General features: G+C 68.4%; 11 protein-coding genes. 6 read left to right on the top strand and 5 right to left on the bottom strand.

Features of this window, described 5'->3' with window-relative positions:
- The first annotated feature begins 12 nt into the window (after positions 1-12).
- The 5 genes from OHA18_RS38060 to OHA18_RS38040 all read left to right on the top strand — a co-directional run bounded on the left by OHA18_RS38060 (position 13) and on the right by OHA18_RS38040 (position 7614).
- Positions 13-4023: a DUF6519 domain-containing protein gene (locus OHA18_RS38060; protein ID WP_329000235.1), complete on the top strand. Its 4011-nt coding sequence runs from the start codon at positions 13-15 to the stop codon at positions 4021-4023.
- A gap of 132 nt (positions 4024-4155) precedes the next feature.
- Entirely contained in the window at positions 4156-4434 is a 279-nt protein-coding gene (locus OHA18_RS38055; RefSeq protein WP_329000234.1) for a twin-arginine translocation signal domain-containing protein, read from the top strand.
- A 66-nt stretch (positions 4435-4500) separates the two neighbouring features.
- Positions 4501-5877 (top strand): DUF4331 domain-containing protein, encoded by a 1377-nt coding sequence (locus OHA18_RS38050; RefSeq protein ID WP_329000233.1) that lies wholly within the window; start codon positions 4501-4503, stop codon positions 5875-5877.
- Positions 5874-6254, top strand: coding sequence for a hypothetical protein (locus tag OHA18_RS38045; RefSeq protein WP_329000232.1), 381 nt, complete (start codon positions 5874-5876; stop codon positions 6252-6254). Before OHA18_RS38050 ends, OHA18_RS38045 begins: the two co-directional genes overlap by 4 nt.
- Positions 6255-6666: 412 nt before the next feature.
- On the top strand, positions 6667-7614 hold the full coding sequence (locus OHA18_RS38040) for a methylenetetrahydrofolate reductase (RefSeq protein WP_329000231.1): 948 nt from the start codon (positions 6667-6669) through the stop codon (positions 7612-7614).
- 442 nt (positions 7615-8056) lie between these two features.
- Here OHA18_RS38040 and OHA18_RS38035 read toward each other — a convergent pair whose 3' ends face one another.
- Both OHA18_RS38035 and OHA18_RS38030 read right to left on the bottom strand, forming a co-directional pair.
- Positions 8057-8950: a VOC family protein gene (locus OHA18_RS38035; protein ID WP_329000230.1), complete on the bottom strand. Its 894-nt coding sequence runs from the start codon at positions 8948-8950 to the stop codon at positions 8057-8059.
- A gap of 27 nt (positions 8951-8977) precedes the next feature.
- Positions 8978-10447, bottom strand: coding sequence for a carboxylesterase/lipase family protein (locus OHA18_RS38030; RefSeq protein WP_329000229.1), 1470 nt, complete (start codon positions 10445-10447; stop codon positions 8978-8980).
- Positions 10448-10532: 85 nt separating this feature from the next.
- Between OHA18_RS38030 and OHA18_RS38025 the strand changes: the two genes are divergently transcribed.
- The gene (locus OHA18_RS38025) at positions 10533-11168 is read left to right on the top strand and encodes a CGNR zinc finger domain-containing protein (RefSeq protein ID WP_329000228.1); all 636 of its coding nucleotides are present in this window, start codon (positions 10533-10535) and stop codon (positions 11166-11168) included.
- A gap of 8 nt (positions 11169-11176) precedes the next feature.
- On the opposite strand, the gene OHA18_RS38020 is transcribed toward OHA18_RS38025, so the two are convergent.
- From OHA18_RS38020 to OHA18_RS38010, 3 genes are read right to left on the bottom strand one after another with little or no spacing between them, the layout of a single operon-like run.
- On the bottom strand, positions 11177-12070 hold the full coding sequence (locus OHA18_RS38020) for a hypothetical protein (protein WP_329000227.1): 894 nt from the start codon (positions 12068-12070) through the stop codon (positions 11177-11179).
- Positions 12071-12085: 15 nt separating this feature from the next.
- Complete coding sequence (locus OHA18_RS38015; RefSeq protein ID WP_442914355.1) at positions 12086-12817, bottom strand: response regulator; 732 nt, start codon at positions 12815-12817, stop codon at positions 12086-12088.
- A complete protein-coding gene (locus OHA18_RS38010) occupies positions 12808-14721 on the bottom strand; it encodes a sensor histidine kinase (RefSeq protein WP_329000226.1) in 1914 nt (637 codons plus the stop codon). The genes OHA18_RS38015 and OHA18_RS38010 overlap by 10 nt, the downstream gene beginning before the upstream one ends.
- Positions 14722-14788 lie beyond the last annotated feature (67 nt).

Below are 14788 nucleotides of genomic sequence, written 5' to 3'. Positions count from 1 at the left end.
GGAGATGCGAGCATGAACGGTGGGGACCTGACCCGATCGACGTTCCGGTCGTACCGGCACTACTCGGGTGTGCGCATGCAGCAGGGACGCGTCCAGCTCGATGCGGACTGGAACGAGCAGCTCGATGTCGCGGCGTACCGGGACGACGCACGGTCGGCCGATGTCATCGGCGCCTCGGGTGTGCCCAAGGTGGACGGCGGATTCGGTGTGGACGTCGTCGAGGACGACCTGCTGCTGACCACCGGGCGGGCGTGGGTCGGCGGCCTGTTGTGCGAGATCGACGGCGAGGTGACCCGGGTGACCGACCAGTCCTCACCGACGTCGGTCGCGGTCGCATCGCTGGTGCTTGACGGTGCGGAGCTCCAGGCGCACGACTGGATCGAGGCCCATGACGCGGCGGGATCTGTCGGCAGCGCACGGGTCGAGTCCGTCGACGTCGGGTCGCGCACGCTCGCGTTGGAGACAGCGATCGGTGCGGCGACGGAGGTACGTCGGCGTACGTCGTACTGCACTCAACCTGATCTTCCCGAGCCCGAGCACACGTCCCTTCCGGTCAGCGCGGGACCGCGAGTACTGGATCTTGCTGACGGCAACTATTTGGCCTTTCTGGATGCCTGGGAGCGCGCCATCACCTCGGTGGACGATCCGTCGCTGACTGAGTCGGCGTTGGGAGTCGACACCACGACGCGGAGCCAGGTGGTGTGGCAGGTGCGGCTGCTCGACCTGGCCGGCGTACCGGGGGAGGCGGAGCTCGACGCGGCCCTCGAAGCCGCGGTCACGGCGACCGGGCGGATGGCCGCGCGCGCGGTAACACCACCTGACAGCATCGACCTCTGCCGGCCGACACCGGCCGGCGGATACATCGGCCTGGAGAACCAGCTCTACCGGATCCAGGTGTACGACGTGAACGCGGGCAATCCGACGATCGTGTGGAGCCGGGAGAACGGCTCGGTGGTCACGCGCTGGCTCGGCAATATCAGGCCCGACGTGCTGGAGGTGGAGAGCATCGGCCGCGACGCGGTCCTCGGATTCAGCCCGGGCGACCTCGTCGAGCTGTACGACGACACACGTGTGCTGCAGGGACTTCCCGGGACGTTGGTCCGGCTGAAGAATGCCCAAGGCAACCAGTTGACCTTGGAGACGCCGGCGTCCATCGACGACTTCGGCAGCAATCCTCAGGTCCGCCGGTGGGACGGCTCGTTCACCGTGGACAGCGACGACTGGCTCCTGCTCGAGAAGGGGGTAGAGGTACGGTTCCCGGCCGGTGGCACGTTCCATCGGCACGACTACTGGCTGGTGCCGGCCCGGAGTTCGCAGGCAGGCATCGAGTGGCCGGAGGACTCGTCGGGACGGCCGTTGGCGCTGCTGCCGACCGGTGTCGCGCATCACCTGACCAAGATTGCCGTACTCCGCCGGGACGCCGGTGTGATCACGGTTGTCGACGACCGGCGGGACCGGTTCCCGGCGCTGACCGCCCTCGCCGCCGAGGACATTGCCCTGAGCAACACAGTCTGCGATCTTCCCGCCACCGCCACCGTGCAGGATGCGCTGGACATCCTGTGCCGGGCGAACGATCTGCGGCGGCACAACCGGCTCCTGCACGGGTACGGGATCGTGTCCGGTCTGGCCGTACATTGCGGCGACGAGACGGCGCCGCCGAACCAGCGCGTGCACGCCGCCGTACCGACATCGGAGCGGCAGACAGCGTTCCGGGATGCGGCCGAGGCGGACCTCCGGCGGCACGTGACCGTACAGCCGGGGAGTGCGATCGATGCGGATGGCAACGATCTTGACCTGGCCGCGCCGACGGTGGTCGACGTACTCAGCGAGATCGGTGGGCTGGGCGGCGTGCTCAACCCCGACGGTGACGGTGAGGTCTGCGTGGTACTGCGCGGTGAGAGCGTCGTGGTGACGAAGTACGAGCCGGAGCCGCCGCGCGACTTCCTGCAGGGGACGTTGCTGAAGGACATCTACGACGACTGCATCGCGTCGCCGTTCAACTGGATCAAGCGGCAGCTGACGCCGGGCGACGGCACCGACCCGATCGCGGACCAGAAGGCGTACCGGTTGCGAACGGCGCTGACCAACCTCGCGACGTACGTCGCGAACCCGAAGTCGGGCGGCAACGTATTCGTGGCCGAGACCGAGGACGCGCTCTTGCGCGACTTCTACACCGGGCTGCGGAAGCGGCTGCAGAGCGAGACCTTCTGCGCGTTGTTCGACGACGCACGCCCGTACCCGGACTACCCGGCGACGCTGACCGGGATCCGGACCGTCTCCGGGGTCGGCTCGCACGCCCGGGCGCGCAGCCGTCCGGGTGGCACGGAGATCTGGACGGTCGGCGCCGGGCTGAACCCGCTGAAGCCGTCGACCCTGGTCAACCGCTACGACCTGGACACCGAGACGCTGATCGCCCGGATCGATCCGATCGCGGGCCGCGAACTGCCGCCGGGGGAGTCGGGTTCGTCGACCACGGCCGCCGTCACGGACGTGACGTTCTCGCCGGACGGCAAGCTGGTCGCCGTGGCGGTGCCGACCCGCGACGACAACGACACGATCTTCCGGGTCGGCGAGATCTCCGGTACGACGGTGAACTGGCGCCCGGCGGCGACGATCTGCGGCGTCCGGCTGGTCACGATGGCGACCACCGCGGTGGACCCGGGGTTCGTGTACGCCGTGGGACTGCGCCGGCGGACGACGACGAAATCGGGATTCAACCTGAAGGAGTTCGAGGGCGCCGGCGTCTGGCGGATCCCGTTCGACAATGTCCCCGACAACCTCGCCGCGATCCCCGGGACCGAACAGCTGAACCCGGTCGGACCGCTTGCGATCGGCCTCGACGGAGCCGCCGTGGTCAGCTGCGGGACACCGGGTTCACCGGCTACGTCGTACAACCGTCTGCGCGTCATCAACATCTCCGCGAACGGGCCGGCACTGGGCATCGAGATCGGATTGCAGGCCGACGGCACCGACGACCTCACGGTGCAGACCGTGCGGTCACTGCTGCCGCTGAACCTGCAGTTGCGGACGTTGGTGTACACGGTCAGTGGACGCGGCACCAGCCGCGCGCTGGTCGGGTTCAACTGCGCCGACGGTTCGCCGTTGCGTACGGCGGTGTCCCTGGACGCGCTGAGCGGGACGATCTCGCTGGCGATGGTCGGCGGCCGGGTCGTGCTGGCCGGGAGCGACGACACGACCGCGATCGTCTACGACCCGAGCACGGGCGCACTGGTCGACGGTCTGCAGGTCCCGGTGCAGGTGACACCGACCTCGATGACGATCGAGCCGACGCCGCTCAAGCTCGGGCCGTTCATCCTTCCGCCGCGGCGGCTCACGGTTCTCAACCTGGTGAGCAACTCGCTGACGGTCATCGACACGTCGATCATCGGCGGCACCAGCTTCGATCTTGGGCCGCTCACGGCGTACCGCAGGAAGGCGGTCGAGGCGTTCGGTGACCTGGTCGGGGGCTTTACGCAGTACGTCAAGGACTGCGCCTTCGATCACTTCCTGGTTCGCCCACCGAAGGCCCCACCGACGAAGGACCTCGACCTGGCCGCGGTCTCGATCCGCGGCGGCTCGGTCTATCGCGTCTGCAACTTCGCCCGCCGGCGCTACGTCAAGTCGTTCCCGACCGTCGGTTATTGGATGTCGCTGGTTCCGTTGCTGCCGTTCCTGCGCGAACAGTTCGTCAAGTTCGCCTGCACGGTGCTCACGGACCGGTTCGCGGCGTACAGCACGGAGGACCACGACAACTCCAAGGACCGGGTGCCGGCGTCGACCCTCCTCGGCTTCCTGGAGACCGTCCAGGGCGAGGATGCCTTCGCCCTCTTCCGGCAAGGCAAGGACTCCGTCACCCGCAGCGCCCGCCTGGCTCGCTCCGGCGAGTGGACGGAAGCCCGCAACACGCTCCGTCGCTCGACGCCGCCCGAGCCCGCTGCCCCCACCGACGACATCACCCAGCTCCGCACCCGCCTCGAAGCCCTCGAGACCCAACTCGCCCAGCTCCAGGAGGGGACGAAGTAGGCGACCTCGACCCATCCGGCGGTGCGTCGGCGGCGAACACCCCTCGGGCATTGCTGTGATCCAGTTCACATCACCTGCGACCGAGTCGCAGGTGGCGGTTGTCGCCGGTGCCCGTCGAGGGAAGGGACAGCCATGAGTGACGCAACACGCCGGGGTTTTCTGGTGTTCGCCGGCGCGGGGACCGCGGCAGCGGTCGGCGCCGTCGCGGTGCCGAAGATCTTCGGCGAGCGGTCCGCCGAGGCCGTGGGTGGGGACGAGCTGCAGGCGGCGGACCTGGCCGGTGCCGAGTCGTTCGTCGTGCACGTGAAGAACGTCCAGAAGGGGGAGATGGCGATCCTGGTCGGCGACCGGGAGGTCCTCCTGACCGATCGTGAGCTCGCCGCGCGCCTGGCCGGCAGCACCACCGCCTGATCCGGGCCGAGAGCCCACGCTGCGGCTCGCCCGCAATCCCTGAACGCCTTCACTGGAGGAACAGTCATGTCTTCGCATCGCGAAGCGCCGGAGATCTCGAAGGACCCGGTCGCCGACAACACCGATGTCTACGCGTTCGTGAGCCCGGACAAACCGGACACGGTCACGCTCATCGCCAACTTCATCCCGTTCCAGAACCCGTACGGCGGGCCGAACTTCTACGAGTTCGGCGACGACGTCCTGTACCAGATCCATATCTCCAACAGCGGCACCGGCCGGGCCGACATCAGCTACCAGTTCCGGTTCCACGCCGAGATCAGGAACAAGAAGACCTTCCTGTACAACACCGGCCCGATCAACTCGATCACGGACAAGGCGTGGAACCGCCCGCAGTACTACTCCGTCACGCGCGTCGAGAACGGCCGCTCCCGGATCCTGGCCCGCAACCTGGCGGCGCCGCCGGTCAACGTGGGCGTTCGCAGTACGCCGAACTACGCGAAGCTCGCGGGCCAGGCGATCCACTCGATCGGCACGAACCGCAAGGTGTTCGCCGGTCAGCGTGCCGACGGGTTCTTCGCGGACCTCGGCAGCATCTTCGATCTCGGCACGCTGCGGCCGTTCCAGATGGCGCACCTGATCCCGTCGGCGGCGGCGATAGGCGTGAACGGGCTGCAGGGGTCCAACGTGCACACCATCGCGCTGCAGGTCCCGATCTCGGACCTCACCCGCGACGGACGGAGGCCGACGGACGTGATGGATCCGAAGGCCGTCATCGGTGTCTATGCTTCGGCCTCCCGCCAGGCGTCGAAGATCCTCGACGACGTGCTCGGGATCCCGGTGTGGCACGGCCCGCACAAGCAGGTGTCCAGGCTCGGGAACCCGCTGTTCAACGAGGTCATCGTGCCGATGGCCGACAAGGACAGGTGGAACAGTCAGGCTCCGCAGGGCGACAAGCGGTTCGCGCAGTACGTGACGAAGCCCGAGCTCGCCGGTCTGCTGCCGGTGCTGTACCCGGGCGTGTTCCCGAACCTCGCGGCGTACAAGAAGCCCCGGGCGGATCTTGCGGCGATCCTGCTGACCGGTATCCCGAAGGGCGTCGTCCCGGGATTCCAGAACTACACCGGGCCGGTCCAGGCCGACCTGCTCCGGCTCAACGTCGCCGTACCACCGGCGAAGTCGCCGAACCCGCTGGGCCTGGTGGCCGGTGACGCGGCCGGTTTCCCGAACGGGCGCCGGGTCTTCGACGACGTCGTCACCGTGGAGCTGCGGTCCGTCGCGGGGCTCACGATCCCGCTGGTCGACCCGTCATTCAAGCCCGACGCGGCGACCAGCGCGATCAAGGACGGTACGTCGAACACGAACGCCGACTACCTGACGTGGTTCCCGTACCTCGGCGTACCGGCCGGCGGGTATCAGTCCAAGCCCGGAACCCCGGCGGCATGATGAGCGCCGTCGAGAATCCGCACGCGGGCAAGGGCTCCTCGGTCCTGCTCGACATCGGCGGCGACATCGGTGCCCTCGTCATCACCATGCCGTCCGAGCTGACCGGCAAGGAGGTCGAACTGCGCCCCACCGACCGCGTCGCCACCAGCGGGCAGGCCGAAGAGCACGGACACGGTCATGGGCACGGTCATGGGCACGCCTTGCCGCATGTGGCCGTGGTTCCGCGGCCTTCACCTGAGGGGGAGATCGTGCACTCGGCCGTCTTCTTCGAGGTCCCGCACGGCACCTACGAGCTGTACGTCCGACCCGACGGCCCCGTCCGCCTGACGGTGGACGTCGCCGGAGGAGCAGTCACAGAATCCGCCTGGCCGCTGTAGTCCTGCACAAGGCCGGTCAGTCCACGGGGGACTGGCCGGCCTGACCGCGGTCACCGACAAGACCACCACGCTTCCCCGCGTCCGCTGAACATTCACATCCATGTGAGGCTCTGGATGGTCGAGTCCCAGGCCTTGACCGCCGGCGAGGTACACCTGCGTGACCCCGCTCTCGCGGGCGGACACCAGGTCCTCGGCGATCTGCTTGGGTGAGCCGCCGTGGGACGGCCGGCCGTCCCCGACCGGCGCTGGCGTGACCGGCGGCAACGCAAGTCCGAGTTCCACGACTCCATGCTCGAACCATCACATTAATGTGAAGGTCGAGACGCCTGGCGTGATCGGGTATCAGCGGTGGCGTTAGCGTGCTCTTTCTAGGTCCAGGGTCATTCGAGACCGGCCGGCCAAGGAGGGACGCTTGAACGACTTGCCTGCAACCCCTGCGTATCCCGGACTCTCGACGCTGCTCGAGGACAGTCGTCGCACGGAGTTGCTGTTCTACGGGATGACTCCGCCCCGGCGTTCGATCGAGGGGGAGGCGCTCGCTCGGTTCGACGAGGTCACCAGGACGCGGCTGCAGCAGCTCGACATCGATGCGCTGATCCTCTACGACATCGACGACGAGGCGGAACGGGTGCCGGACGAGCGGCCGTTCCCGTTCAGCCCGACGATGGACCCGGTGGACTTTCTCGCCGAGCACCTGGCCTGGTGGGACCGGCCGACGATCGTCTACCGCTCGGTCGGCAAGTACAGCCCGGCCGAGCTGGATTCCTGGGTACGCCGGTCCACCGGGGGAATCGGCACGGTCATGGTCGGCGCACCGACGAGTACTGCGGACGTGAAGACGAGTCTCTCCGCGGCGTACGACCTGTGGCAGCGCTGCGGTTCGGTGCTGCCGCTCGGCGGGGTGACGATTCCCGAGCGGCACGCGTCCCGGCTCGACGAACACCAGCGGTTGCTCCGCAAGCAGCAGAGTGGTTGCTCGTTCTTCGTCACCCAGATCATCTACGACGTCGGCGCGGCGATGGACCTCGCGTCGGACTACCTCTACCTGTGCCGCTCGGAGGGAGTCGAGGCGGTCCCGATCGTGTTCACCTTGTCGATCTGCGGTTCGGTGAAGACGCTGGAGTTCCTCGCCTGGCTCGGCGTGAAGGTACCCCGCTGGCTCCGCAACGAGCTGACGCACGCCAGCGACCCCGTGGCCGACTCGTACGAGCATTGCGTTGGCATCGCGCGGACCCTGTCGGTGTTCTGCCGTGACCGGGGCCTGACCTTCGGCTTCAACATCGAAAGCGTCTCGACCCGCCGAGTCGAGAACGAAGCCAGCGCCGAACTCGTCAAGGAACTCCGCACCTTCATCGGCTGACCAGGCCCGGCCGGATTGGTCCTGCGGTCTGTCTCGCCGGTGCTCTACCCAACTTTGAGAAGCCACCGACCACAATTCCGTGCTGGAACTGGGCGGTGGCTTCTCAAAGTTGGGTGGAGACCGAGGCGGAGGAGGGCTGGGGGATTACGTCGTCAACGTTGCTTGACGAGGCACTAGCCGCTCGTCTCACCCCGACCCTGAGCGACACCCATACCACCGGCACCTGAGCCCGCAGCTGCCGGCCTGCTCCGTGTCAGTCGGTGCAGAGCAGGACCGACGGTGTAGGTCATCACGGGTACGACGGTGCCGACGATGAGAAGCGTGCGGACAGGGATCGGCAGGTGTGGTGCCCAGTGCGCGACGGCGGCTGTTGCGGTGGTGACCAAGGGGTAGAGGCCGATGAAGGAGAGCACCGCGCTCTTCCATCGAGGGGCTGCGCCGGTCACGCCGTTGTGAAGGAGACCACGGAGCCTGCGCCGTGCGTGGCGGGGACGTGGATGGTGTCTTCGGCGGTGTCGAAGGGGATGCCGCGGTCCGTGAGCAGAGTGCGGGTGGCTGCGAGGTCGGTGACCGTTGTGGTGAAGCCGACCAGGGACGGTACGGCGGGTGCCTTGGCGCCTGGGATGAGTGTGGCCAGCGCCTCGGGCGAGACCACGCGGACACTGGACCGCCCGAGGTCGACGGTGAACACGTCGCCGTCGCGGTGGTATCCGTGACCGGTGTACAGGGTGTACAGGGCGGCGTACCTCTCGGGGTTGTCGCCGCAGACCGTGATCTCGTTGACTCCGGTGGCGCCGTTGTCGTGGTGCTGGTAGCGCTTCTGGAAGATCAGCTCGGGAGTGAGGTGCTGCGCGATCTGCACGAGCGCCTCGGGGTTGGCTTCCGGCGGGAAGCCCATCGCGCGGGCACGCATGGGCTGCGGGCCGTCTTCGGTGTCGACCGTCCGCTGGTACGGGTGGATGCCGCCGTTCGGTACGCCGTCGGCCGTGATGCGCTCGTACAGCGCCTCAATGTCGTCGGTGCCGAAGTGCATGACGTGCAGGCCTTCGTAGCGCGCCAGCGAACGATCGAGATCGAACGGACCACGTTGCTGCGGCGTGACAGCCGCCCAGCGGGCCTCGTCCACGACGGCGAGCACTTCCAGGTAGTTGTCGGCGAAGATCGCAGTACGGTTCCCGGCACCGAGCAGCTCCGGCTCACCGCCGGGCTTCATCGGGATGCGCGGCAGCGTCAGCGGCGTGAACGAGAAGCCGAGCTGTTCGTACTGCGCGATCGTGGCGTCCAGGTCGCGGGTGATCAGCCCCACGTGGTGCAGGATGTTGGCGTCAGCGGTCATGGTTGTGCCTTCCTTGAGGAATCTGGATCAGAGGTCGACGCCGGCTGGATCGCCGACGGCGCCCGATCGGGTGTCGAAGAGCATCGTTGAGCGGCGCTCGCCGTAGCGGGGCCACGACAACTCACCGGTCGGCTCACCGGTGCGGGCGAAGCTCAGCCAGTAGCGGCGGATCAGCGCGGCCAGCGCTTCCTGCTGGGCGGGGTCGGCGCCGGCGGTCATCGGCGACTTCGACCAGGCGTCGGCCGTCCCGAACACCAGGGGCAGTTCGATGCAATGGCACGCGCCGAGCGGTGATCCGACCGGCGCCCAGTCCAGTCGGTAGGCCCAGACATCGCCTTCACGGGCAGCGACATCTCCGGCGAACGCGTGAGCGGGCGCGGTGAACGCACGATCGGTCATGACATCTGCCAGTACGTCGACCGCGGTCGGTGCGGCACGCTGCGTCCACCACGGCCGATCGCGAAGCGTGCTCCCGGCGCCGCCGATCAGCTCTTGCACCTGATCATGGGTCGCTCCGGCCGCGGGCAGGCCGTAGATCATCGACCACGCCTCGTCGTTGGTGGTGCCAATGATCAGCGGGACACCGCCTTCGACAGCGCCGTCTGCCGCGGCGGAGATGAGAAGGTCGGGAGTCTCGAGACCATCGACCACCGGCAGGAACGGTGGTGCGACACCGCCGAAGACAGCGGTCTGGCCGGCTACCTGCTTCGCGGCGGCGAGCAGCCGCTCGGCGGGTTCATCGCGCAGCTGCTGCCGGATGGTTGCGGTGGGCATCGACTGGTAGCCCAGCGCCGCGTGGAGCAGGGCGGCGTTGCGCTCGGCCTGCGCGCTGGTCAGCGGCGCCACGCCACCAGGCGGGCTTTGCAGGATCGCACGATGGAACAACCGGCGCGCGTCGGGCATCGTCAGCATGAACAGGGTCGAGTGGGCGCCGGCCGACTGGCCGAACACGGTGACGTTGCCGGGATCCCCGCCGAAGGCCTCGATGTTGTCGCGCACCCAGCGCAGCGCTTCGATCATGTCCAGCAGCCCTGCATCGCCGTTGCCGACACCGTCGACACGCAAGAAGCCCAGCGGGCCGAGGCGGTAGTTGACTCCGACAACGACCACGTCGCCTTCAGCGGCGAGGGTGCGGCCGTCGTACCAGTCGATGGCGCCGCCCCCGCTGCTGTAGCCACCGCCATGCAGCCACACCAGCACCGGGCGGCGGGCGTCATCGGCTGCCGGCGTGGTGACCGAGACGTGCAGACAGTCCTCGCTCTGTGGAGCGCTGAAGTCGCCGACTGCCGCGACCAGGCGGGACGGTCCCTGGACCGGCACGACCGCGGGGCCGGTCGCGTCGAGTACGCCGGACCACGGCCGCACGGGCTCGGGAGGAGCGAACCGCAGGCCGCCCACTGGCGGCTGCGCATAAGGGATTCCGGTGAAGCGGAGCTGCCCGCCGGCGTCGACGCCGCGAACCGCTCCGAGCGGGGTCGTTGCCTCGCACCTGGCCATAGAGTCGTCCTGACTTGGAAGACGGTGTTACAGGTAAAAGCGGTTTTACCTGTAACACGCTAAGCTAGGCGGCGTGATGGGTCAAATGCGTTTTGGGTACTACGAGACGTTCGCGTTGGAGCTCGCGGTCGATCTCGTCAACACCCGCTCCGAGCCGAGCGGGGAGGACGGCCTGACCGGCGCCGGCGAACTCGCGGGATTCCTTGCCGGGCGCGGAGACCTGACGTCGTTGGCGGGCAACCCAGCGATGCCGGCCGATGTGGACCTCGACGCGGTCACAGCGATGTACCGCGAGGCGCTGTCGCGCTGGACACCGACCGACGCCGACGCCCGCGCAGTGCAAGATTTGCGCGCAGAGTTGCGCACCGTCTTCGAGACAGCCGCGGACGATGCGTCCGGAGTCGTCGCGACGCTCAACGAGCAGTTGCGTGTGCACCGCGCGCTGCCCCGCATCAGTGACCAGCACGGGCCGCCACACCTGCACTTCGAGGCCGCCGAAGACGGGCCTGTGCACTGGCTGGCGGTCACCGCGCTGATGGGACTCGTGCTGTTCATCTGCGACGGCAACGCGCGCCGGCTCGGCATCTGTGCATCGGCGAGTTGCCGGCGCGCCTTCATCGACCGCTCCAAGAACGGCAGCAAGTCCTACTGCAGCGACACCTGCTCCCACCGCGAGAGCGTCGCGGCGTACCGCCTGCGCCGCTCAGGTTCAACCCGCTGAAGCGCGCCTCACTCGCCGTTCAGGGGAGGGTTGGGGACCAGCCAGCGGAAGTAGACGTTCTCGCTGAACGAGGCGGGGACCTTGCCGCGGGACTGGATCACCGTGGATGTGCCGTTCGCGTGGCCGACGGCGTACAGGTACGCGCTGTCGGTGTCCTTGTCGATGCCGAGCAGTACGACGCCGTACGGTCCGCACTCCTGCGCCGCCATCGTTTCGAAACCCTGCCAGGTCGAGCTGCGGACCTGCTTGACGACCGGCTTCATCGGCGCGCTGGTGGGGATGTGGATCGTGTACAGGGCGCCGCCGCGCGTGTTGGCGAGGAAGGTGTCGTAGGTCTTGGTCTGACTGATCAGCACCATCGACTTCACCGCGGCGAATCCGGGCGCGGAGGCCTTCGCCTGCCAGGCGCCTTTCGAGCTGAGGGTCCAACGGAACAGGGTGCCGTCGTTGCGGAGGCCGTAGGTGTTCCACCGGGTGACGCCGGCGTCCTTCGGGCCTTGGTACTGCGACTGCTCCAGCACGGTGAAGGCTCCCCAGCCACTGCCGATCCGCGGACCGGGATCGCCGGTGGTCGTACTCGTCCCGGAATAGGCGGTCCGGTACAACCCGTCGCCGATCAGGACGAAGCCGCCTTCGACGATGAATCCGGCGAACTCGTCGGCCTGCCAGATCATCGTGCTGCTGACCCGCACCTGCCCGGGCGCGTACACCTTGGCCTTGACCAGGTTGTTGACCCCGGCCGTAGGCGGCACGGTGCTGTCGATCTCCTGTTCTCGGTGGTCACCGCCGGCCGTGACCGACCCCAGTCCCATGCCGCAGACCGCGTTCCCCGCCGCCGTCGCCGTACCAGGTAGCAGGCTGCCTGCCACCAGCACCGCGGCCATACCGATCGCCTTGAACATCGTGCACCACCCCTTTCACCTGCACGATGCCGACGACGACCCGTTGGTTACAAGCTGAGCAATCCGCATCTCCGGATTGTCGCGTGGACGCGGCGCTAGGAGGCGCCTTGGAGGGCGGCGAGTACGGCGAGGACGCGGCGGTGGTCGTCCTGGGCTCCGTGGAGACCGAGCTTGCTGAAGATGTTCGCGATGTGGCTCTCGACTGTTTTGAGGCTGACTGTCAGGCGTTTCGCGATCGCCGAGTTGGACCCGCCCTTCCGCCATCAGGGCCAGCACGTCGCGCTCGCGCTCCGTCAACGCGGCCAGCGGATCGCTCGCCGAGTCCGCACGCATCAGGTGCCGCACGATCTCCGGGTCCAGCACCATCCCGCCGGCCGAAACCGCGCGCAGTGCGCCCATCAGCGTCTCGACGTCGACGACCCGGTCCTTGAGCAGGTAGCCGAACCGCTCGGCATGACGCCGCAGCAACTGGGAGGCGTAGTGCGTCTCGACTGCTTGGGACAGCAGGAGGATGCCCAGAGCGGGCAGCCGGTCCCGCAACTCGATCGCCGCCGCAGCTCCTTCGTGCGTGTACGTCGGGGGCATCCTGATGTCGACGATCGCGACATCAGGATGGTGCCGATCAACGGCCTCGACCAGACCGGTGGCGTCGGCAACGGTCTCGCAGACCTCCACGCCGGACTCGGCCAGCAGCCGGGCCAGTCCTTCCCGGAGCAGTGCGGAGTCGTCCGCGATGACTACCCGCACGGCAGCACCGCCTCGACCCGGGTCCCGCCACCAGGCTGGTCGCCGGCGGAGAGAGCGCCACCCAGGGCGGCGACCCGGTCGGCAAGCCCCTGCAGTCCGTGACCCCGGGGATCGGCTCCGCCCACCCCGTCATCGAGTACGGCGACGTGCAGCTGGGAGAGACCGGCCGAGACCCGGATCGTCACCTCGTCGACGCGGGCGTGCTTGACGGCGTTCGAGACCGCCTCGGCGATGACGAACCAGGCCGCGCTCTCCACCGATCCCGGGAACCGCTGGTCGATCACGTCGAGCTTCATCCGCACCGGGATCCGGCTGGCCAACTCGTCGGTCGCAGCACGCAGACCACCGCCCGCCAGCGCCGCCGGTTGCAACCCGGCGGCCAGGTCGCGGAGCTCTTGCACGGTCAAGGCGAGGTCGCCGATGGCCTGGTCGACCTCGGTCCGCAGGACCCTGACGCCGCCGTTGACGCGGGCGGAACGGAGCTGGAGCGCGATCGCGAGGATCCGCTGCTGGGCGCCGTCGTGGAGGTCGCGTTCCATCCTGCGCCGTTCCTCCAGGTGCGCACCGGCCAGGCGTGCTCGCGACTCGGTGATCTGCTCCACCTGCTTGGCGAGCTCGGCCCGCAGACCCAGGTTGTCGATCTCCGCGGCGGCCTCTTGCACCACCGCGGCCACAACCGTCCGCTCACAGCACGACGGGTCGAACTCGATCCGCGCGCTCACCTGCCCCCGGCGTACGACGTCGACCACGTGCGGACCGGGTACGGCAATGCGGCCGTCCGAGGTGACCCATCCGCCCTCCGACGGGAAGAGCGCCCGTACCTGCGGGTCGCCGGTCGCCGCGATCAGGAGAGCGCCGAGCTCGGGCGCCGGAGACTGGGCAAGCCCGGCCCGCACCAGCTGAACGGCGTCGAAGCGGCGGCGGTTGAAGCGACGGTCGATCACCCGACGGGCCAAGGTGTACGCCGGTCGCGCGACTCCGGTCGCCGCCAGAGTGGCCAGGATCGTCAGCAGTTGCGCGTCGGCCCGCACGGGAAGGCTCTTGGTGATCACCACGACCACGGCGGCGAAGACGGCAATGACCGAGCCGGTCGAGATCGCGTACGCCGCGGAGTCGGTGACGATCCGTTCCACGTCGTACAAGCGGTACTTGGCCACCGACAGTGCGGCACCCAGCGCGAGGGTGATGACGCAGACGCTCAACACCCACCCCGCAATCTCGTCGAGCCCCGCGTAGGACGCGGCGAACGACGCGACCACACACGGCGCCAGCGGCGTCGCCCCGGCTACCAGCCACAGCAGTTGCTGGCGGGCCTCACCTCTGGCTCGGCGGAAGGCCGCCACGAGGACGTACACGGAGGCAAGCAGGCAGCCGCCGAGCACGGTCACCGACACGGTGGCGAGAACCGAGATCGGTCCGGCGATCCCTGCGACCGCCCAGGGGCTGACGATGTCGTGTGGTTCGTCGAGAGGAGTGGAACGCAACAGGGCAGAGACCTGGAAGACCACGCCGGAGACGACTGTCAGGACCGGGAGGATCCGTGACGAGGGCCGGACGGCCGGGGTGAACTGCAGGGCAAGGGCCAGGAACACGAACCACCAGACGAAGCTCGTGTCGCTGAAGGTGGCGATCAGCGGTCCGAGCGCGAGGTCGGTGGATATCTGGGTGAACCCGCTCCACGTCAGGGCGGTGCCGAGGCCCAGGAACGCCCAGCCGGCGGGCTGCTCGATGACTCGCCAGGTGAGGAATACCCCGACCGCCCAGCAGACCAGCATCGCGACAGGGTAGACGACGTCCGAGGCGGTGATTCCCTGCCCGCCGTGCCGGTGACTGACCGCCAGCTGCCCGGCGAAGAGCGCGGGTGCGAGCGGCCAGGTGACCAGCCGTGCGAGTACCCGCCCCATCCTCCCCATCTCGTCATAGTGGCAGCAAAACCGCGCGGCGTACTCAGGGACAGCCCTGATTCGAAGA

This window comes from Kribbella sp. NBC_00709, from assembly GCF_036226565.1.
Taxonomy (GTDB): domain Bacteria; phylum Actinomycetota; class Actinomycetes; order Propionibacteriales; family Kribbellaceae; genus Kribbella.
The sequence above is the reverse complement of the archived record's forward strand: the minus strand, read 5'-3'. Positions and strand labels throughout refer to the sequence as shown.